The 22085-nt window shown below is 43.4% G+C and carries 17 protein-coding genes; 6 read left to right on the top strand and 11 right to left on the bottom strand.

All coding sequences use genetic code 11. From position 1 onward, the window contains the following. Window positions 1-70: 70 nt before the first annotated feature. The 3 genes from rplT to AC5JL8_RS05660 all read right to left on the bottom strand — a co-directional run bounded on the left by rplT (window position 71) and on the right by AC5JL8_RS05660 (window position 1521). Window positions 71-427 (bottom strand): 50S ribosomal protein L20, encoded by a 357-nt coding sequence (gene rplT / locus AC5JL8_RS05650; RefSeq protein ID WP_495878799.1) that lies wholly within the window; start codon window positions 425-427, stop codon window positions 71-73. A 21-nt stretch (window positions 428-448) separates the two neighbouring features. Beyond that, the gene (gene rpmI, locus AC5JL8_RS05655; protein ID WP_495878800.1) at window positions 449-646 is read right to left on the bottom strand and encodes a 50S ribosomal protein L35; all 198 of its coding nucleotides are present in this window, start codon (window positions 644-646) and stop codon (window positions 449-451) included. Between the two features lie 164 nt (window positions 647-810). Then, window positions 811-1521 carry a DUF8738 domain-containing protein gene (locus AC5JL8_RS05660; protein WP_495878801.1) on the bottom strand — a complete coding sequence of 237 codons (711 nt, stop codon included), beginning with the start codon at window positions 1519-1521 and terminating at the stop codon, window positions 811-813. A 286-nt stretch (window positions 1522-1807) separates the two neighbouring features. On the opposite strand from AC5JL8_RS05660, the gene AC5JL8_RS05665 reads away from it, so the two are divergent. Beyond that, window positions 1808-4381, top strand: coding sequence for a BsuBI/PstI family type II restriction endonuclease (locus AC5JL8_RS05665; protein WP_495878802.1), 2574 nt, complete (start codon window positions 1808-1810; stop codon window positions 4379-4381). A gap of 129 nt (window positions 4382-4510) precedes the next feature. On the opposite strand, the gene AC5JL8_RS05670 is transcribed toward AC5JL8_RS05665, so the two are convergent. Continuing rightward, window positions 4511-6988: an ATP-dependent helicase gene (locus AC5JL8_RS05670; RefSeq protein WP_495878803.1), complete on the bottom strand. Its 2478-nt coding sequence runs from the start codon at window positions 6986-6988 to the stop codon at window positions 4511-4513. A 208-nt stretch (window positions 6989-7196) separates the two neighbouring features. After that, a complete protein-coding gene (locus AC5JL8_RS05675; protein ID WP_495878804.1) occupies window positions 7197-8282 on the bottom strand; it encodes a RuBisCO accumulation factor 1 in 1086 nt (361 codons plus the stop codon). Window positions 8283-8843: 561 nt separating this feature from the next. On the opposite strand from AC5JL8_RS05675, the gene AC5JL8_RS05680 reads away from it, so the two are divergent. The 3 genes from AC5JL8_RS05680 to AC5JL8_RS05690 all read left to right on the top strand — a co-directional run bounded on the left by AC5JL8_RS05680 (window position 8844) and on the right by AC5JL8_RS05690 (window position 11905). Then, window positions 8844-9800: a response regulator gene (locus tag AC5JL8_RS05680; protein ID WP_495878805.1), complete on the top strand. Its 957-nt coding sequence runs from the start codon at window positions 8844-8846 to the stop codon at window positions 9798-9800. 70 nt (window positions 9801-9870) lie between these two features. Then, a complete protein-coding gene (gene ubiE / locus AC5JL8_RS05685; RefSeq protein ID WP_495878806.1) occupies window positions 9871-10563 on the top strand; it encodes a bifunctional demethylmenaquinone methyltransferase/2-methoxy-6-polyprenyl-1,4-benzoquinol methylase UbiE in 693 nt (230 codons plus the stop codon). A gap of 103 nt (window positions 10564-10666) precedes the next feature. After that, complete coding sequence (locus tag AC5JL8_RS05690; protein ID WP_495878807.1) at window positions 10667-11905, top strand: DUF445 domain-containing protein; 1239 nt, start codon at window positions 10667-10669, stop codon at window positions 11903-11905. A gap of 81 nt (window positions 11906-11986) precedes the next feature. Here AC5JL8_RS05690 and AC5JL8_RS05695 read toward each other — a convergent pair whose 3' ends face one another. The 6 genes from AC5JL8_RS05695 to topA all read right to left on the bottom strand — a co-directional run bounded on the left by AC5JL8_RS05695 (window position 11987) and on the right by topA (window position 20971). After that, complete coding sequence (locus tag AC5JL8_RS05695) at window positions 11987-13297, bottom strand: glycosyltransferase (RefSeq protein ID WP_495878808.1); 1311 nt, start codon at window positions 13295-13297, stop codon at window positions 11987-11989. Window positions 13298-13400: 103 nt separating this feature from the next. Beyond that, window positions 13401-16187 carry an HD family phosphohydrolase gene (locus tag AC5JL8_RS05700; RefSeq protein ID WP_495878809.1) on the bottom strand — a complete coding sequence of 929 codons (2787 nt, stop codon included), beginning with the start codon at window positions 16185-16187 and terminating at the stop codon, window positions 13401-13403. A gap of 264 nt (window positions 16188-16451) precedes the next feature. Continuing rightward, window positions 16452-17405: an ADP-ribosylglycohydrolase family protein gene (locus tag AC5JL8_RS05705; RefSeq protein ID WP_495878810.1), complete on the bottom strand. Its 954-nt coding sequence runs from the start codon at window positions 17403-17405 to the stop codon at window positions 16452-16454. A gap of 46 nt (window positions 17406-17451) precedes the next feature. Next, window positions 17452-17952 carry a type II 3-dehydroquinate dehydratase gene (gene aroQ / locus AC5JL8_RS05710; RefSeq protein WP_495878811.1) on the bottom strand — a complete coding sequence of 167 codons (501 nt, stop codon included), beginning with the start codon at window positions 17950-17952 and terminating at the stop codon, window positions 17452-17454. Continuing rightward, a complete protein-coding gene (locus tag AC5JL8_RS05715) occupies window positions 17930-18067 on the bottom strand; it encodes a hypothetical protein (RefSeq protein WP_495878812.1) in 138 nt (45 codons plus the stop codon). The genes aroQ and AC5JL8_RS05715 overlap by 23 nt, the downstream gene beginning before the upstream one ends. Before the next feature lie 234 nt (window positions 18068-18301). Continuing rightward, window positions 18302-20971: a type I DNA topoisomerase gene (topA, locus tag AC5JL8_RS05720; RefSeq protein WP_495878813.1), complete on the bottom strand. Its 2670-nt coding sequence runs from the start codon at window positions 20969-20971 to the stop codon at window positions 18302-18304. Window positions 20972-21439: 468 nt separating this feature from the next. Between topA and AC5JL8_RS05725 the strand changes: the two genes are divergently transcribed. Beyond that, on the top strand, window positions 21440-21610 hold the full coding sequence (locus AC5JL8_RS05725; RefSeq protein WP_495878814.1) for a hypothetical protein: 171 nt from the start codon (window positions 21440-21442) through the stop codon (window positions 21608-21610). A 12-nt stretch (window positions 21611-21622) separates the two neighbouring features. Further along, window positions 21623-21844, top strand: coding sequence for a DUF8820 family protein (locus tag AC5JL8_RS05730; protein WP_495878815.1), 222 nt, complete (start codon window positions 21623-21625; stop codon window positions 21842-21844). The last annotated feature ends 241 nt before the right edge of the window (window positions 21845-22085 follow it).

Consider the following 22085-nt stretch of genomic DNA (forward strand, 5'->3'; position numbering starts at 1 on the left):
AGCCTTCATACTTCATACTTCATCCTGGAGATGAGAATCTGTTACATCCGTTATTCATCCGTTAACACCTTTATCCCTTAGCTTGGCTGGCCAGTTCAGCGACTTTGCTAAAGCTAGCTGGATCGAGGACTGCCAATTGTGCCAACATTTTGCGATTGAGTTGGATATTGGCTTTTTTGAGGTTGCCGATCAGTTGGCTGTAACTCAAACCATGTTGCCGTGAAGCGGCGTTGATGCGGGTGATCCAGAGGCGACGGAAATCGCGCTTTTTCTTTTTGCGATCGCGGTAGGCACTCCGCAGTGCCTTCATCACTTGTTGATTAGCGGTTCTAAACAAAGTTGAGTGGGAACCGCGAAAACCTTTAGCTAGTTTGAGAATTTTATTGCGGCGTTTACGAGCTACGTTACCGCGTTTTACCCGTGTCATAACTTAATATTCCTGAAGGACTTACAAATAGGGAAGCATTAAACGCACATTTTCTTCATCGCGTTCATGTACAAGTGTAGTCTTGGACAAGCTGCGCTTTTTGTTAGAAGTTTTGTGTTCTAGAAGGTGGTTCTTGAAAGCTTTGCGGCGCACGATTTTACCTGTGCCGGTAGCACGGAATCGCTTCGCCGCGGCTTTACGGGTCTTTAGTTTAGGCATGGTCTGGCTTTGATCGACACAATCCATCATTATATACTAAGCGAATCGGATTGCACGAACTCCAAAGAGCGCAAAGTAACAACACCATAAGGGCAACTAATAAGTATCTCTCTATAGTGCCTGATAGTGCCTGGAAATTTGGCTAAATCAAAGCCAGTCACAATTTAGCTTTTAGTGGTTGCACTTACTTTCGGATCTAAAACGATTTGAGAGCCAGATTTATTGACATGATAAGTCCAAGATTGCTCCTTCACCTGAACAATTACTTCCCAGCCTTCAACGGGTTGATAAATCTCCGCACAGACTTCGCCAAAATTGAAATGGCACTCATTGCCAAAGGTTTTGAATGTAGCTTGAGTGATTTTTAAATCAGCGGTTTTGACTCCAGAACGCTGGGATGCATCACCTAAAACTTTATCTGCGATCGCCTTTGGCAATTTATTATCTACCGATGCATTAATTTTCGGATCTAAAACAATTTGGGAGCCAGATTTATTGGCATGATAAGTCCAAGTTTCCTTCTGAACATTGACAACAACTTCCCAACCTTGAATAGGGTTATATTCCCTAGTACAAACTTCCCCAAACTGAAAAATGCAGGGATTTCCAAAAGTCTTAGGTGAAAACTGAGTAATTTCTAAATTACGAATTGCCACACCAGAACGTTTTGAAGCATCACGCAATATGGCTCTAGCAACAGATTTCGGAAGTCTATTAGGCCGATTTTGGGCGCTTTGGGATAATTGTGTCGATTCTGCACGAGGAACAGCAACAGCAGTATTTTTACCAGTAATGCCAATGCCATAAGATAAAATACTTGTTAAGGCAAGCATTAATAAAACGCCTTGAGGAGATAGTTCCCGAATAGATTTCATGTTCTTTTACCTTGAAAATTGACCAAGTAATATAGCTAGTAAGATGTTTATCCTTACACTGGATATTTAATTTGACGTTGCACTTTCAATCGAGTTTCCAAAAAATTGATTTTCTTTGAGTTTGACAAATCTAATTGGATGCTCGTATGGCAATCACAAAGGGAAAAGTAATATCTGACAACAAGCCGTCTACATCAATTTACAGAAAAATTTTACTCTGCATTAAGATAGGGTCTTATATGACCTATAAATCTTATAAACTTGATCGCATTTAAGAAAATTCATCGTGATTATCCCAGCAAGCAGTAGAGCATTGGTAGCAGACCATACCAGTAATTTAGGTTTGAGCAGCCTAGCAGAACTATGGGGTAGAAACTTGCTTGCAGAAGTAGATCTCCTGCGGGGTATGGCAAGCCTAAAGCTGGCAAAAGATAACAAAGGGTCAATGGGTCAGTTTTTAACATCTGCTCCAGTGGCAAAATTGATGGCAGGAATGTTTGAACGGCTAGATTTGCCTGAAATATTTCTGCTTGATGCTGGAGCCGGAATAGGTTCACTATTGGCCGCTTTTGTAGCACAGGTATGCCAACATCAAAAACGCACGTCACATTTACATATTGTGGCGTATGAAATTGACCCTATCCTTAGCGGATATTTATACCAAACTTTAAAACTATGTGAGAGGGAATGCCAAAACGCTGGTATTTCTTTTAATTATGAAATCCGAGAAACTGACTTCATCGAGGATGCAGCTAGGTTTCTTCAGCCTAATTTGTTTGATAAACCAAAAAGCCAAGGTTTTACCCATGCCATACTCAATCCACCTTACTTAAAAATCAACGCTAATTCTAAAGTTCGTGGTTTGCTGCGTTCTATAGGTTTGGAAACTAGCAATCTGTATCCCGGCTTTATGGCTGCTACAGCACAACTGCTGAAACCAGGAGGGGAGTTTGTAGCGATTACCCCACGCAGTTTCTGTAATGGCCCTTATTTTCGTGACTTCCGAAAGATGTTTTTGGAGATGATGGCTTTGCAGCAATTATATCTTTTTGAGTCGCGGCAAGAGGCATTTCGAGACGATGATGTTCTACAGGAAACAGTAATTATCCACGCTAAGAAACAAACCCAAAAGCCTGATACTGTACTAATCAGCAGCAGTTCTGGTGTGAATGATGAATTTATCTTGTCTAACTCTGTATTGTATACAGACTTAATTCATCCTCATGATTCAGAGCAATTCATCCATATTCTTCCAGATAATTTCAGCCAGCAAATTGTCCAGCAAATGGCTCTATTATCATGCACTTTAAAACGTCTGGGGCTGACAGTTTCAACTGGGCGAGTGGTCGATTTCCGTGCAAGAAAGTACCTAAGAGAAAATTCAGAAAACAACACAGTTCCTTTAATTTACCCAGCGAATTTTTCTAACGGATATGTGGAATATCCAACAATAACAAAAAAGCCTCAAGCTTTAGTCCATGTAAAAGAAACGGCAACTCTTGTTATACCAAATGAACATTACGTTTTATGTAAACGATTCTCATCTAAAGAAGAGAAAAGGCGGATTGTTGCTGTTGTTTACAATGCTAACCATTTTGATTGTGCTTATGTTGGCTTTGAAAATCACTTAAATTACTTTCACAAAGATGGGCGTGGACTTGAACTGGCTTTGGCTCGCGGTCTTGCAGTTTATTTGAATTCCACCTTGGTTGATTCATTTTTTCGGTTATTTAATGGACATACTCAGGTAAATGCGACCGATTTGCGGAACTTGAAATACCCTAACTTGGAACAGTTAATCTCATTAGGGGAACACATAAAAGAGCAGTTTCCTTCGCAACGGGAAATTGACAAACTTGTAGAAGAACTACTGAGTATGACAAATCCACCTGACAAAAACCCAATTGCTGTTAAGCTCAGAATTGATGAAGCACTGCAAATATTGGCTCAGTTGGGCTTTCCACGGGCACAGCTTAACGAACGATCAGCCTTAACTCTTCTTGCTTTGCTTGATTTAAAGCCGACCGATCCTTGGCAATCAGCGGCTTCTCCTTTGATGGGAATCACACCGATGATGGATTTTATGGCTCAACACTATGGAAAAACTTATAAGCCTAACACACGGGAAACGGTTCGTCGCCAAACAGTACATCAATTTCTAGATGCTGCCTTGATTGTTGCTAATTCAGATAAGCCAAGCCGCCCCATCAACAGCCCAAAAACAGTTTATCAGATTGAGGAAAGTGCGCTTGAACTATTACGAACCTACGCTTCTGATGAATGGGAAAAAAGTATCCGCACCTATCTTGCTTCTGTTGAAACCCTCAAGAAGCGTTATGCTCAAGAGCGTAAAATTTCGCGTATTCCTGTTGTGATTGAGGGGGAAGTAAAAACTCTTTCGCCAGGGGGACAGAATATCCTGGTCGAGCAAATTATCAATGAGTTTGCACCCCGCTTTACGCCTGGTGGAAGGTTGCTTTATGTAGGCGATACCGATGAGAAGTTTGCCCATTTCAACGAGATGGCATTGGCAGAATTAGGCGTTACTGTAGATGCTCACGGTAAAATGCCTGATGTGATCATTCATTTTACACAGAATAATTGGTTAATATTAATTGAAGCTGTAACATCGCATGGGCCGATTGATCCTAAACGAAAACAAGAACTTGAGAGCCTTTTTAAAGGTTCAAAAATACCTCTTGTGATGGTGACCACATTTCTTAGCCGTAAAGCTATGGTGGAATATCTGACAGAAATTGCCTGGGAAACTGATGTTTGGGCTGCTGAAGATGCTTCACATCTGATTCATTTTAACGGTCAGCATCTTTTGCAGTCATATCAAGCTGATTCTGCCGATTAAATGATGGCTAATAAACCTATCTTGAAAATAGTATCAAGCAGAGGTTTGACGCCCTATTCCTTGGAGCAATCTCGCAAAAAACTTACTCAAAAATTAATTTGCCTCAGCTATCAAAGAATTAGAAATTATTTATTTGACCATCGTTGCTAAAGAAATCACACTTTCAGGAAATTGGCGCTTTAATGCTGGAAAAACTGGGCAAGGCGCTTGTTCTTGTAAATTCTCTGGTTTACTCCATGTGAAAGGGGCTTTTTGCGCCGCCGACATCCACAGCAAGCGTTTGGCTCGTGTCATGGCAACGTAGAGTAAGCGGTACTCTTCAGCGGTTTTTAGGTGTTTTGCTTGTTCCCAAGCTTGTGTCACCTCCGGTATGCTACTTTCACCGTGGAGAGCAGCACGTACTTGGGCGCGTGCAACTTCTGATAAGGTAAAGTCGCCTAAAAACTGGCTTTGGGGTGGAACCCAAAATCGACCAGGAATTAAGTTTTCATGCAAAAAGGGAATAAAAACATAGTCCCAATCCAGCCCTTTGGCTTTGTGCATGGTAATAATAGTGAGTTGACCAGTACGGGTGTAACGCGCTTCTAAATCTTCTGTTTCTACAGCTTCAAATCGTTCGGAACTGACGATTTCACTTAAAGCTGACAACATCGCCCCCATTGAACTATTGCCAGCTATTTGCTGGTTTACTCGTTCTGTTAATTTATCAGATGTTGCTAGTTCTGCTTGGTCGTAATTCAAGGACAAAGCAAGAAAGGGAATTAGCTGATAAATCGGCAGTTCTAAGCGAGCGCGGAGTAAACTGCGACACAAGTGTGAGGCTTTTTGTACTGTTTCTGATTGAGGTGGTGCTAGGGGGCCGGGATACAAAAACTCTTCTGGTAGACTAGCAAGGGCGTTGAGGTCTTGGGTAGGAATTAACTGGCGCTCTACTAATACTTCAAGAGCGGCTTTGAGATAATCAGGAGAATGGGGGCGATCGCAAAATTGTAATAATGCCAAAATTTCTTGGGGAACATGAGAACGGCGATCGCGTTCCCCTACGTCATAAAGTGTAATTTTATGCTCTTTACATACGCTAGCCAATTCCTCTGCCAACCATCGTCCTTGGCGGTTTTCCCGTACTAAAATAGCTGCACTAATTTTCATTGGCTCTTGGGCAAATAACTCAATCACCCTCTGGGATAGTAATTCAACGGTGTGATGAATATCACGGGGAGTGTACAGTTCTAGTCCCCGTCCTGCTGGTGCTGGGTTGGCATCTTGTTGAGGGTCTCCAGTATTAACAGCATGAATTTTCTGAGGACGGAAGGGCAGTGAAGATATAGGAAGATGGGACGATTTTTGACTCTTGACTCCGTAAAAACTATTTATCCATTCGAGTGCAAAGTTAGCCGCTTCGATGATCACTCTGGTACTGCGACCGGCTTGATCCATTGTTGCCAATCGTTCGAGGCGATCGCACTCTTCGCAAAATTGCCGAAAGTAAATCGGATCGGCTGGGGTAAAGGTGGAGTTAATCGCTTGGTTGGGGTCACCGACTCGTACCAAGTTAATTGGGGACTGGGGATTGGGGATTGGGGAGTGCTGAGTTCCTAGTAACGATTTATCCCCTTGTCCCCTTGTCCCCTTGTCTCCTTGTCTCCCCTGCTCCCCTGCTTCAGAACCGCTAGCCAAAATTTCTAACAACCTCGTCTGTAGGGGGCTAGAATCTTGGGCTTCGTCTTCAAAGACGGCGAAAACTTGGTTTTGCTCAATGCGACGAGCGCTTTCGTTATCGAGTACGCGCAGCGCGGCTAAAATCATATCGTCGTAATCAATAAAGTCACGCGATCGCATTAAGTTTTGATATTGCTCATACAAGCCGGCGGCTACGCTTAAAATTCCGTATGCGTCTGTGGTTTGTTTACTCCATTCTCGTAAATCTTCTGGGGATAAACCAGAACTTTTGGCTTCATGAATCACCGTAGTTGCCAAGTCTGGCAATACTTCTGTCCGTAGCACCGATTGGCGGCGTAATCTTTCGGTTTCTTCACCGTCAAATTGACTACCTTCAAGTAAGCGGAGATAATGTCCTGGGTTGCTAGCAATCCACTGTTCTACGGCTGTCCGAATGAAGCGATGACTTTGAGTTGGGGTAATTAATGTAACATTTTCTAGCTGCAACTCGGCTAAATCAGGATGCCGACTGGCAATGTTCAATGCTAGACCATGCAAGGTATAAACAGCAAAGCCAGTCTGAGGTAGAGATAAATTCTTTAAATATTCCCGGATTTTTAATTTAATATTGGCAGCCGCAGAGCGAGTAAAGGTGACAACTACCAATTGGCGACGGGAGGACGATCGCGACTTGGCAGCACGCTCATACTGACGAGCGATCGCAATAGCCGCCGCCGCCGCCATACCTGTGGATTTGCCAGCACCAGGGACGGCAGACACAGCCAATGGCCCAGAGTACCAGTCAGCCATTTGCTGTTGTCCAGGACGCAGGCTATTACGAATGCGTGTTATTGCCTCTTCCCGTAAGTTAGAAACAGGTGATTTCGCAGATGATTCAGAGTAAAGAGATTCTTGCGTCACTGTATCGATAAAACTAGCGTCTGACATTATAGAATTTAAATTTGAGATTTTGAATCTAATTCCCAAACCGCAGATATAAAAAATTATCTGTGTTTATCAGTGTGTATCTGTGATTAAAAATTTTCCATCCAAATCAACAAACTTATATTTCTATGATGACAGGGGAATAGGGACTGGAGACTGGGCAATTTATCTAATACCCAATACCCAATACCCAATCCCCATTCCCCAACCACTATTCGTCAATCTGCCAGGAATCTTTGGTTAATTCTTCGTCCAAAATTTTCTTAGGACGCAAGATGATAATAATCCGTCCCAACAGGGGAATTTCTGGCTCAGTTTCAAACCACTGGATATCTAGTTCACCGGAGTTATCAACTATAAAGTAGCTGGAAGCATCCCATTGGCGTTGGGCGCGATCTACAACTAGCAACACTTGTCCTGGCTGACTTTGTTGTTGGTTGGGAAGGCGATCGCTCTCGGACAAAATTACTACTGGGTCTTCGGCACTTAAAAGCACTTGCCAACCAGGTAATGGAACCCAAGCTTGCTCGCCAGTAAACTTGACTATGCGAAAAGGGACAATTTCTGTGACTAAAGGCACAGCTTTTAAGTCATTTGCTGTCAGTGGTAATTCACCAGCTACGGGCACAATCCGGGGTAATTCCTCTTCAGACTCCAGGCGGTAAAAGGGCAGTAGTGGAGCCGGCCGTTTGGGAACAACAGTGAAATCTGTGAGTAACTGTTCGATTTGTTTTCTGGCAGTTTGGGAGTGAGCGAAGCGTAGACCTTTGGCGATTAGACGCGATCGCTCTTGCAAATCTGTAATTTGGCGTGCCAGTTTCCATGTGTGATAGGCAACAGCATCTCCCGGATGGGCAGAAAAGCCTTCTGGCAAGGTGCGGAAACGGGAGAACTCTTTAATTGCTTTTGCTACTTCTCTTGCTTCGTCAACATCGAGTTTGTGGAGGAAAGTCAGTTCAGCAGCTGCGGCACGTTCTTCTTGGCTGAGTAACCGCAGTTCGTACAAAACATCACTGCCGCGCATAGCGTAATGCGATCGCGTCGACTCAGATGCCCCACCTTTTTCTAAAGAGTTGTATACTTGGGAGCCAACAACCACCTGATTTTGTTGAATCGGCTCAAATCCAGTTGCTTCAAAAATATCTTGGGGATTGAAACCAGCCTTTTGCAGATGGGCGATCGCCACTCCCCATTCCACCCAGTTACCTTGTTTTTGCCTTAATTTTCGCAACAACTCTTGTGCGACATCTAAAGCAGCGTTGTCAGTATTTTGAGGGTTGGGCGGTAAGTCAGTCATAAGCTATTTAAAATTTAAAATGAGGGAACGCAATCGTAGCAAGCTTCTTGGCTATTGACTGGATGTAAATAAAAATCAGGATGGCTTAATGTAGAGCCGAGGCTTTAAGTTTAGAGGGTAATTGATACATCATCACCAAATCTTATTTTAATCCCTAACAGTGAACTAACTCTACACTTAAACACTCTAGCGTCATAGAGAATAATGAGTTATTAATAATACAGATATATGCATGAGGGCAAATCAAGAGCAAAGTCTAAAAAGCAGCTAAAGGCGTTTTGTCTCTAAGTAAAGTAATTTCACTTAGTTTATGGAGTTTTAATAAGTGAGTCCCAATTAGCATCTGTTAACTTTGTTGGTGATTTGTGATGGCGATTTTTGCCGACTTAACTATAACCAAGAAACTTCATCATCAAGAAAAAGTTGCTTGTGGCATCGACTAGGGGCGGGTTTAACTTGACTTAATCTACATCTGTAAATTCTCCCAAGGCTTGTAGCCTATTCTCAACTAGGCTTGGTATGGAATATAACAAAATGGTCAATATTTAAAACAATTATCTTATGGATAATCCCAGTCTCGAAGTTAATACTATTCGTCGTCAATTAATGACTCTAGAACGCTCAAAAAAACTGAAAATCCTTGTAGTTGATGACGAACCCGATAATCTAGATTTGCTATATCGCACTTTTCGACGCGATTTTCATGTTCTTAAAGCTGATAGTGGCATGACTGCCCTACAAATGTTGGCACAGGAAGGGGAAGTGGCAGTAATCATCTCCGATCAGCGGATGCCAGAAATGAAAGGAACTGAGTTTCTCAGCAAGACTGTGCCTCAGTTTCCAGATACAGTCAGGATTATCTTGACTGGCTTTACTGATATTGAAGATTTGGTAGAGGCGATTAACGCCGGGCAAGTTTACAAATATATCACCAAACCTTGGGACCCTGGAGAACTCAAGGCTGTTGTGCAAAGGGCAGCAGAAACCTACGACTTGCTTAAGCAGCGCACAGAAGAGTTACGCTGTGCTAATGCTCAAATGGCGCTGCTAACAGTTTTGGTGCAAGTAACGCAAGCAGCTACTAGTTTAGAGGAAACGCTGATCCCAATTGCTACCGCTTTTAATCACAGTTTTGCAGCGGATGGCTGTATTGTGCAACTGCTTAAGGGTAATACTCTGGTTGCAACTCAAGGATCTTATAGTGACGCAGGTAGTTTAGAAAACTGGTTATCTCAAGACCCTTTGGTAAGCGAGGCGATCGCTACCGGGAAAATGCAAGTATCCTTTAATGTATCAAAAGATCCAAAATTATCTGGTGTTGCTCATTACCAGGAGACTGGTGTGCAAGCACACCTGATTATCCCAATTACTTACCGCAACGAAGTTATGGGGGTATTATCTTTACAGTGGAAAGAACCATACACTTTGCGAGAAGATGAATTAAAGCTAATTCATTTATCAGCACAACTGGTAGCGATCGCTCTTACTAGCAGTTGCTACCATCAAACCACTGTGTAGTCGTCTTTTGTCATTTGTCCTTTGTCATTGGCAAATGACGAATGACGAATGACCTACGACTTAATGACCAATGACTCACGAAATTCGCGCTATTTTTGATCGTATTGCTCCTGTTTATGACCAGTTGAACGATTGGTTGAGTCTGGGACAACACCGAATATGGAAGGAAATGGCAATAAAATGGAGTAACCCTAAGCCTGGGGATACTTGCCTAGATTTGTGTTGCGGAAGTGGCGATATCGCCTTAGGTTTAGCACGACGTGTAGGCACAACAGGACACGTGTATGGAGTAGACTTTTCGCCAAACCTGCTAGAAACTGCTAAAAGGCGCGCCCAAAGCCAGTATCCCCAACCTGCGATCGCTTGGGTTGAAGCCGATGTACTCAATTTGCCTTTTGACAACAACCAATTTGATGGCGCTACAATGGGCTATGGTTTAAGAAATGTTAAAGATATCCCCCGCAGTCTTAAAGAGTTACATCGCGTTCTCAAGCCTGGTGCCAAAGCCGCAATTTTAGATTTTCATCGACCTAGTAATCCTCAGCTGCGGACGTTTCAGCAGTGGTATTTGGAGAATATTGTTGTACCTGTAGCCACGCATTTGGGCGTCAAGGAAGAATACGCCTACATCAGCCCCAGCTTAGACCGCTTTCCCATCGGTTCAGAGCAAGTAGAGTTAGCTTATCAAGTTGGTTTTGCAGTTGTCACACACTATCCCATTGCGAACGGTATGATGGGAGTGCTGGTAGTTAGTAAATTTTAAATTTGAGAATGGGTAATGGGTAATGGATAATGAGAAAAACCAATTACCAATTATCAATTACCAATTACCAATTACCGATTACCAATTGTGAATCCAAAATACTGTGGATTGGTCTGATCTCTGGCTTTATGTAACTCCCCCTGTGGTGGGTGGAATTATTGGCTATTTCACGAATGATATAGCCATCAAAATGTTATTTCGCCCCTACCGAGCGTTTTATATTGGCGGGCAAAGATTACCGTTCACGCCGGGATTGATTCCTCGCAACCAAGAACGTCTTGCCCAGAAAGTTTCCAACACAATCATGGGGTCGCTGTTGACACCAGAGGAATTGCAAAAATTGGCGCGCCGCCTGTTGCAAACAGAACGGGTACAAGCAGCTATTCTCTGGTTATTGCAACTAGCAATTGACCAAATTAAATCAGAGGAGAATAATCAAAAAAGTGCCAAAATCGTGGCAGGAATTTTGCGAGATTTGTTAGGAGAATCTTTGCCACGAATTCTGAAGGTTTTAGCTAAACGCGAAGACTTTCTAGAAGTACAACTAAATCAGATTTTTGACCAAGTATTGTTAGAGTTTCAACTTAGTGAAGAACAAGCTACAAGGCTTGCTGATTGGTTATTACAAGTAGTCCTACCGCCAGATGTGTTACGGCAGACGATAGTTGATTTTTTGACCGATCGCACAATTCAAACTATTGATGAAAGCTTTCGAGAAAAGTCTAGTGGCACCTATTGGGTGGTAGCAAATTTGTTTGGTTTACGCAATACTCTGGCTAGATTGCGAACTTTTTGCTTAGATGAGAAAGAAGCTACCAATGCTCGTTTGCAAGAATTGACGCAAGAGTTGCAGATGCGCGATCGCATCAAGAAATTATTACAAAATTTATCATTACAAAACTTGCCAATTGGCACGGTACGGCAATTGCGTAAGACTACACGAGAAAGTGTCCGCCACTATTTACAAACTAGTGGTAGTGATTTACTACAAGGATTAACTGACTCTGTTGACTGGGAAAATATTGCTTCATTGCTGCTGAATCGTCTTGGTTCTTCGCCTGTGGTCACTAATTCTTTAGGAATTGTAAGTCAAGAATTGGCTTTAATTTTAGAACGATATCTAGAAAAAGATTTAGAAGCAATTGTAGCTCAGGTAATTCCGATTTTATCGATAGATCAAGTGATTGTAGATCGAGTGAAATCAACTTCCCCCGCTGATTTAGAAGCTGCGATTGAGGGAATTGTGAAAAACGAATTGCAGGCAATTGTGAATTTAGGTGGTGTTTTGGGTGTGATTGTGGGGTTGTTTCAAACAGTATTTCTGCTGTTTAATCAACAGTAATTTAAGTTGTTGCTCTAGCAGAAATATTAATACACTGCGATCGCGTGGAGCAACTTACCAAACTAATTAGCATCCGTCTATCTACTTATCGATTCTCAAAACTGGCTTTTTTGTTGCTGCTAATTTTTCCAGTAAGATAGCGGCTTGAGTGGGTGCATCGTAACGGCTAATATCAGCTTTCAAAAGTTGAGCCTTTTGCCGATATTCGGATACTGCTAGGATTTCGTTCACAGCATTTTTGATTTGGGCTGGTGTCGGTGTCTTGGTTTTTAAGTTAATACCCACTCCCGCCCACTCGATTCGGGCACACACTTCCGGTTTCTCCTCTGTTTGACCTGCCGCAACCATCGGCACACCATTCGCTAACGCTACTTGTACACCGTTGTAACCACCGTTTGTTACCATGACATCGACGTAAGGTAAAAGATGGTAATGAGGGATAAAAGGTTCTATCCTGACATTTGCTGGTACTAAATCGAGTTTCAAACTATCGATTGGTTCACCACCCGTAGTTACCACTACCAAAACATCTTCGTCAGCAAGTGCTTGAATTGTGGGGATAATTAAATCATCTGCGGCGGTGGAGACTGTACCTTGAGTAACGTGGATGACTGGCTTACCACTTTTCAAGTCATCCCACCAAGCAGGAGGAGTAAAATTAGTGGGCGGATCTGGTAAGAATGGCCCAATAAAATGCACTTGGGGTGGCAAGTCACTGCGAGGATACTCAAATGCTGGCACCGTTCCTTGTAAGTAGAGAAAAGGTGACAATGTAGCATCAAAAAAATATTTATAATCAGGCGGCAATCCTACCCTACCTCGAATTTGATCTAAGTAGAGGGTAACATTGTTCAATAGGATTCGCTGAAATATCCAGTTTAAAAAAATATTACGTAAAAGCCCGATTTTTGAGGTATCTGGCGCTATTCCCAACCCAAAAGGAGCTGTATTGTTACTACTGATGGCTAATCCAGATATGTTTAAAGTTGCCCAAGGCGGGCCTCCTTTTTCGTGAATCCAGGAGGCTCCTACAAAGCATAAATCCGATAAAATAACATCTGCTGGAAACTGTTGCAGAATCTCACTAAGCTCTTCTAACTGCGCTACACCAGGGTCAATAAAAAATTTCTTGAGGTCAAACTTAAATTGTTCCAGCCCCTTCAAAGAGTTTCTTTTTTCCATCAACTCTTCAGGGACAGTTTTTGTAGAAGATAAATCTATGGCTTTACGAATAGGAATATGACGGGCACCAGTTGCTTCTACTTTAGATTGAAAGCCTGTGCCAGTATACCACCATACTTCATGACCGCGCTCCACTAGCTTGCGAGCAATGGGCAAAGCAGGGTTAACATGCCCCACAGCAGATATTGTACTAATCAGAAAACGAGCCATATTAAATTGCAAATTCTACAGGATATATAATATAAATTCAACAGGCTGTGTAAGTTTTTCTGTAAATTGAATTATTTCTCCTTCCAGTTCCCAGTCCCCAATCTTATCCCTTAGCGAATGTCTCGTTGCTAGCTTTTAACTTGGGATAAGCAATGCGTTTGTGATGAAATTGCTGCCAAACTTGCACGAATATTTGAGCAATTTCGGAGATTTCGTCCCGCGTTAACCCTGAATCTATCAATTGATCGTCTTGCCAGCGGGCACGGAGAATATTATTAACCATTGTTAAAGCTTGTTCTGTTGTGGCGTCTTTGAGTGTACGCAGCGCCGCTTCACAGGAATCTGCCAGCATCAAGATTCCTGTTTCCCGCGACTGGGGAATTGGGCCATCGTAACGAAAATCTGCCTCATCTACTTTTAAACTAGGATCTGCCTGCGCCATTTGCTGCGCTTGGTGATAGAAATAAGCAATCAGCATTGTTCCCTGATGCTCTGGAATGAAAGCTTGAATTGCTGTAGGCAAAAGATGTTTACGCGCCATCACCAAGCCTTCACTGACGTGCTTTTTGATGATCTCCGCGCTCTTCCAAGGGTTGTTAATCTCTGTATCATGTTTATTTGGCCCCCCCATTTGATTTTCAATAAAGCCAAGGGGATCGTGCATTTTACCGATGTCGTGATATAGCGTGCCAGCTCTGACTAGTTCGACATCACATCCTAGTCGTTTGGCAGCAGCTTCTGCAAGAGTCGCCACAAATAACGTATGCTGAAAAGTTCCGGGAGTTTCTGTAGCGAGTCGTTTTAATAAGGGGCGGTTAGGATTCGCCAGTTCTGCTAAACGAATCGGGGTGACTAAATCAAAAAGTTTTTCCAGATAAGGACTTAAGCCCAACGCTACAATACTCCACGCTAATCCTGATAAAGCAAATAATCCTGCTTCCTGTAGTACGATATACCAGGCTGAACCAAATGCTGTACCGACGATAAATGAGAGTATCAGGTAAACCCCACCTTGAGTAGAAGCAATAGCAAGTCCCAATAATGCTAGCTCCTCACGCGATCGCAGTCGTTTTGCTATACAACTACCTACTATTCCCCCTACTGCACCAGTCAACACGGTAATCTTACTGATTTCCAAGCTAATAGGTAGCACTAACAACAAAAGCCCTACAACTGTTAAACCCAAAGTAGGCCCGTAGAAGCTACCCAACAATAAACCAACGGCACTCCAGGTGGTATGTAGCACTCCAATGGTTAGCATCCCAGGCGTACTCAGGGTAAGTAGCAATACTAACAGGCGATCGCGTTGGCGTAATTGAATCTTAATCCGCCGTTCTACAAAGACATAAATGCCAATTGCTGTGGTGACAATGCCTGCCAGTTTAACCAAATTCGGCCAGTTAATCTCACGGCGATTTAGGTGATACTGCTCCAGTACCTCAAAGTTCCACGGAGTAATCATCTCTCCCTTGGCAACAATCACCTGACCCTGTTGCACCTCGACCATCGCTGGCGGCACCCCATCTGCGGCTTGTTGTGCCTTTTGTTTCGTTTGTTCTTCATCTTTTTTCAGATTTGGTTGCAGTACAGCCAACAACACTTTGATAGCCAAAGGTTCGGCGTCTTGTGTTACTAATGTACGCACTTGTAAACTGACCGCATCATGTAAAAGATTTGGTGGTAGTCCGTATGGGATACCTTGGGTGATTATGCGCGCGGCGCTTTGGCGGATTCCTGTTTGGGTTCTTGCCCAATCCACATCTGATAAGCCTAATAGGATCGTGTCTTCGTATACCGTTTCTGATCTAGCAGCCTCTAGTTGCAAAAGTTTGGCCTTGGCTTTAGCATATTTTTGGCGTGCTTGGAAGATGCGGGCAATGAGTGAAGACAAGTTTTGTTCGGAAGTTGTGATCCGGTAAGTTTCTAGTTCCGCCAGTGCTTGAACAAAGTCGATTGTCGGGGAAACAGTAACAGGTTCTGCCTTTTCAGCAGGCTGTTGTATAGACAGATTCCAGGGCTGGAGGACAGGTGTGTTGATACCTTCCCAGCCTGAAAGAGCCAGCCCCGTGCTGTGAAAACCAGATTGGAGGAATGTGGATGGTAGCTGGTGTGCCTGAGCAGGTGCGTATTGTTTTGCGACTCTTTGCTCCCTCCTAAAACTGCTCTTGTGCGTTGGGAGCAAAGTTCCTAGCTTTTGTTTTTTAGTCTTGTCTAAAACTACTAGTAAATTTTGCCATTCCGTCTCAGTACAAGCCCGTAGGTAATGCTGGCTAGAGACAGATAGAATTAAAGTATCAAAAAATGGAAAAGGCCCAGCAATAGCGCGAATTTCGTCGCCCTCATCTAGAAGTTGTCGCAAGTTTTGCTCGATGTGTTCATTGATTTGCACATCAACCATTAGCATTGGTAGGGAGTTTTTACTGGCAGCTTTGCGTTGGGCTTCTGTTTTTTTCTGATCTTCGATGCTAGCTGTATAAGGGGCTTTTATAGTCTGTGGCGCAACAGCCCCCACTTTTAGCATAGGTTGGTTGTATAACTTATCTCCAATCACACCTGTAAGAGATACGACTGCGATCGCCAAAATAACGGAGGAACGCTTTTCATACACCCAGCCTAAACCGATTGCATTCATCTGTTTCTGATTTTTAACCGATTTTGCCATTGAGCTGAGCGCTATTCCTTGTTTTTGGTGTCCGCCTTTGTCATTGGTTTTTGATACATACACAAGTATGTGATTGAGAACAGCCCTTTGAAGTCTTCCATAATGGCTTTTGCTGCTTTGGCTGCTCACAGACCTCAGCAATTGCCCTTTGCGACGAATTACTTTGTACCGCCGCCGCCAGTGAGTTAATTGCTGGGCCAAAGACTTAAAAAATCGCTGCTGTTTCATTACCTCTGGCTACAGTTGCTTACTTTCATACCTCAAAACAAGGCAAACATCACAATATCCCAAGCAAGAGCAACCGAAGTCCCTCAGAGTTTTAAATGTGTGATCTAGTTGTAGCCGATTTCCCACAATACTTACTTACGATTCAGGTTAAAAGTTGCTTCGGGAATTTCAGTATAAACAATTACTAAATTTTGTGGCGATTGGCTGGATTATTGAAATTAAATGTTTGTTTTGCACCTACAAAATTGCTCAGTGGAAATAGCATTAACGCGACCGAATGACGCGAGGAGAACCGTAGACACAAAGCGAAGTCTGTTCGTCAGATATTACACATCCTTCTTTTGTTAACTTACTTGGATGTAGAGTAAAATTATACACTCCCGACCACACAGCGGCAAGTGCAGCAGCTAATTCTACCATTTGAGAAAAATTACTCAGTCTCAATGCTGGCGAATTTGCTTGCGAGTGCAAGACTTGCCAAGTTACGGGAATCCCCGCAATGCTATTATACGACCCTGATAAAGCTCCAGTAATTGCACTTATAACTTGTGAGTGTAAATGCCAGTGGTCTTGCCGCCAGACATCGCCGTGAGTTGCCCGTAAAACTGACAAGCGGTAGTCTTCCAAGGTACTGAGAAAGCAGTAAAATGCCATAGGAATAGCGCTACTCAGTTTGTCTTGCCTACTCAACTCGGCTTGCGCTGTTTCTAATCCCGCCCCCTGATCTAACAAAGTATTAACTTTTAATAATTGTTGTGGTAGAGATGTCGGCGTTTCTCCAATAAAGGCAATTGTTTCTGCGATGAGAGTTCGGGGGTGGAGTTTTTCTGTGAGAGATTGAGCGATCGCATAGCCTACTGCTAGCGTTCCATCCCGTACTACTGGGTTATCTCCCCAGATATCTAACACACGCAGCAAGTTCTGTCGCAGTTTGATTGTATTTTCATGAAAAAACAGTGCTACTGGTAGGGTAGCAAGTATGATTTTTGGCGAATTAGTCTCAGTTCCAGCTAAATGAGGAGAAGCTTGTTGTTGACGCGATCGCCAATCATCTAAATCTAATTTGCCAAGTGCAATCAAACTTTCAGCACCCAGAACCGCTATTTTATCAACGTCATAGCCATTCTGAGCCTGTTGGTCACTACCAAAAACTAATCTTTCCCCAAGCAATGCTCCTAATAAAGTGCCTTGAAATCGACTCACAAGAGGATAGCGCATAAATAAATGACAAAGGATGAAGGCTAAAGGCTAAAAACCTTATACTTCATACTTTATCCTTTCTCAAATGATGCACTAATGCTTGTAAGCCCAGCAAATAACTTTGGACGCCAAAACCACTAATTTGCCCAATAGCGATGGCAGCTATATAAGAATGGTGACGGAAATCTTCCCGACGGTAGATGTTACTCAAATGTACTTCCACCGTGGGTAAATTAACACCAGAAAGCGCATCCCGCAACGCCACACTTGTATGGGTGTACGCCCCAGCATTAATTAAAATTCCCTGATGTTTTCCTAATGCTTCATGAATAGTATCTACCAAAACTCCTTCATGATTTGACTGCACGGCAAAAATTTCCACCTGTAGCTTTAGTCCTTCTGCTGCTAACAGGTGATTAATTTCAGCCAGAGTTAATGAACCGTAAATTCCCGGTTCTCGCTGTCCTAGTAAATTCAGGTTTGGGCCATGCAGTACTAAAATACTTAAAGGTTGCAACGTCAAGTTCGGCACCTTCGAGCTACTAACGACGGCGCGATCGCTCATCTATAGGAATCGGAACCAGTTCCGGTTCCGCCTCAGCCTCTGGCCCCAGCAGGGCTTCAATCAGCTTGCGCGCCAATTCCTTAAGCTTTTCCAGTACCTTTTCTATATAGTCCATTGAACTGACTGCTCCTGAGATACTACCTCAATTTTGATTAACAGCTACGCAGAAACTGGCGTATTTCCGCACCTCTGGCATTTAACCGGGCTGATACACACTCTTGAATTTCGGGTATGAGTCACTTCTAAAATTCATATTGTGATCTCCCTTACTTTTTAGAGTATCACATTCGTAAGCGACAGGGCTGCATTGTATCAACTCAGTTATCAGCCATCAGTTAATCGTCTTTAATTAGGCTTTTGCGTCATTTTTTTTACTAGTAGTTGTAGAAGTCTTGGAAGCTGACTTAGAAGTTGACTTAGATTTAGAGCTTGAACTTGTTGACTTACTGGACTTGCGAGTAGATTTCGCTGAAGATGCTTTGCTTGCCAACAACTTAATCGCTGTAGCTAATGTGACATTCTCCACTGATTCGCCTTCGGGAATACCGACATTGGTTTTGCCGTTCTTGATGTAAGGCCCGTAAGGGCCATCGTAGATATTGACTGGTGTACCGTCCTCTGGATGTGTACCTAATTCCCGTAAGGCTGCCTTGGATTTGCTATTGGTGGAGCTGCGTCCCTTTTTCGGTTCAGATAGTAACTCCAACGCACGTTCTAAAGAAATTGTTAAGACATTATCAGCAGCTTTCAGGGAGCGGTAGTCTTTCCCGTCTTTACCTTGGTCATGAACGACATAAGGGCCAAAGCGTCCCAAACTGGCTTGAATTTTACCACCAGTGACAGGATGAACTCCTAATGTCCGGGGTAATGCTAAAAGACCAACTGCCACATCTAGAGTGACGTTTTCTGGTGTGACACCTTTAGGTAAAGAAGCTTGTTTGGGTTTGGGATTTTCGTCAGTTTTGTCGCCCAATTGGACGTAGGGGCCATAAGCTCCAATTTTCACGTAAATTGGCTCGCCAGTTTCGGGATGGCGACCGAGTTGGTCAGGCCCTGTGGTTTTTTGCCGCAGTAGTACCTCAACTTGTTTGGGGTCAAGGTCGGCTGGAGTTAAGTCTTTGGGAATTGAAGCAGTAACAACACCGTTGCCGTTTTCGACTTCGATGTAAGGGCCATATTTACCAATCCGGACTTTGGCAGCTAAATTTTCTAGTTCTACCGTCCTGGCTTTATTGGCATCAATTTGATTTTCTCGTTCCTTAACTAAGGTTTCTAAACCTTTGTCTCCCAAATAAAATTCCCGTAAGTAAGGTAACCACTTTGCTTCACCGGTAGCAATGTCATCCAAGGTTTGTTCCATCTTGGAAGTAAAACTGAGATCGACAACATCGGGGAAATGTTTTTCCAGAAGGTCGGTGACAGCAAAAGCTGTGAAGGTAGGGATCAGGGCGTTACTCACTAATTGAGCGTAACCTTTATCAATGATCGTGCCAATGATGCTGGCGTAGGTACTAGGACGACCGATGCCTTCACTTTCTAAAGTTTTTACTAAGGTAGCTTCGGTGTATCTAGCTGGCGGTTGAGTTTCGTGATTGATCGCCTCTATGTCTTTACAATCTGGATGGTCTCCCACTTTTAGACTAGGTAAGATTACTTCCTGGTCTTCTAATGCGGCTTCGGGATCATCGGAACCTTCGACATAGGCACGTAGGTATCCAGGAAAATCAATTCGCTTACCAGAAGCACGAAACCCAGCGTCTTCTACTTGCAACTGTACGGTAATTTGAGTTTGGCGGGAGTCAGCCATTTGGCAGGCGACGGTGCGCTTCCAAATTAAGTCGTAAACAGCTAGTTCCCGACCGCTTAAACCAGTTTCTTGGGGAGTGCGGAAGGTGCTACCCGCCGGACGAATGGCTTCGTGTGCTTCTTGTGCGCCTTTGGATTTGGTGGTGTATTGCCTGGGTTGAGGGCTGAGATATTGTTTGCCGTAAAGATTTTCTACACAGCTACGAGCAGCAGCGATCGCCTGATCTGACAAATGCACCGAATCTGTTCGCATATAGGTAATATACCCTTGCTCGTACAAATTCTGGGCAATCCGCATCGTGTCTCGTGCTGAAAGGCGCAGTTTCCGGTTAGATTCTTGTTGCAGCGTCGAGGTTGTAAATGGTGGTGCTGGTTTACGCGTCACAGGGCGTTCTTCAACATCTGCGACACTCCAAGTTTTACCAGTTAAGCGTTCCTTGAGGGCTAGTGCATCCTCTTCCTTGAGCAACACGACATTACGACCAGCAGCAATTTGTCCGGTTGCTGGGTCAAAGTCGCTGCCATTGGCTATTTTGGTTCCTCCCAATGTCACCAACTGGGCAGTAAAAGGAGCTTTTTTCTGCTCTAGGTAAGCTTTTAAATCCCAATATGTGCCTTCATGGAAGGCGCGACGTTGGCGTTCTTTGGTAACCAAAAGCCTTACAGCTACAGATTGTACGCGTCCAGCGGATAGTCCCCAAGCAATTTTTTTCCACAGCAAGGGAGACAGGGTATACCCTACCAGTCGATCCAAAATCCGCCGCGTTTCTTGGGCGCGAACCAACTGCTCATCAATATTACGGCAGTTTTTTAAAGCTTTTTTGATGGCATCTTGGGTAATTTCGTGAAACACCATCCGCTTAGTTGGCACTTTTGGCTTAAGCAATTGGTATAAATGCCAACTAATGCTTTCACCTTCCCGGTCTTCGTCCGTTGCCAGAATTAACTCATCTGCCTCTTTAAGGGCATCTTTGAGCTGGGTGACAACTTTCTTTTTATCTTTGGGGACAACATACACCGGTTCAAAGTCAGCGTCTATATTTACCCCAAGCTGCGCCCATTTTTCCGCTTTGACAGCAGCGGGAATTTCGCTAGCCGACTGAGGTAGGTCACGCACATGACCCATAGACGCTTCCACCCGATAGCCTGATGGTAGGTAGTTGCGAATGGTACGAGCTTTGGTCGGAGATTCGACGATGACGAGGGTTGACATGGAAATTTCAAAAAAAAGAATAGCTGCGAAGCTAAACAGTCAAGTTGAGACAATTTCGGCGAGATGTCAAGAGAAAACGTCACGCTGAGAGATGTGATTTCATCCTCACACAAACTGCCCGCTAGGGTAAAAATCTGCTAAATTTTGGGCGCAGTCCTTTCCAGATAGTAATCTAGGAAAATGCTGGGCGTGAATTTCCAGCTTATTCAATCTTTAACTTATCTCAGGCAAATTTGGCGACTACAGTTTTCAAAATACCCCGCAAGTGTAATACACAGATACTTTACCTTAACTTCTTTATTGTGGAGGGAGATAAGCAAGCACAGGGAAAATGATCATTTCCTTTCATCAAAAGCGGCTTTGCCGCTTGGGGCATAGGGCATTGATAACTTCTTCTCCATGCCCCATGCCCAAAAACTCTGATCGATGGTGGAGTTTTTCATTTTCCTGATCTGGTTGTTCCTCCTCATGCTTCTGATTTTGCTGATTCCCCTATCCCACAAAGGTTGTGTCAAAATTAAATCAAACTTGAGAGCAAAAGCGAAGTGGAGTTTGTACCTATCTCTGGGAGGCAAAACTGTGCAACCAATCCGTCAAGGTGATGTCATTCTACTACCTGTACAGCAAGTCGAAGGATAAACAATACCTCATTTGACCTTAGCAGAAGGGGAAGTAACTGGGCACAAACATCGCATTACTGAGGGCAAAGCAGAATTATACTCAAAAAATAGCACTCTTTATCTGCGTGTGTTTTCAGAGAACGCTTTGCTTGCCCATGAGGAGCATCAGGCAGTTGCCATTCCCCAAGGTCATTGGATGGTGAAAATACAAAGAGAATACGAGCCTGAAGGTTGGCGATATGTCGCAGATTAAAAAGTTATTTTGGTGTTGCTGATTTATAGGATAAATTTTGTTTTGCCCCGATACATTCCAATCAATCAAAAATCTTCCAGGTAATATAAAACAGCAGGTAATAAGAATTCTCTATAAATTTGAAAGTTGCACTAAATTAGTACCTCTCTCTTCTTTGGCGTTCTTGGCGGTTCGTGTATAAATATTTAGTGCATATTGACGAAGGAATAGTATAAGATAGGCAATTCGTGAATTACCTGGT

This window comes from Mojavia sp. (genome assembly GCF_059505145.1).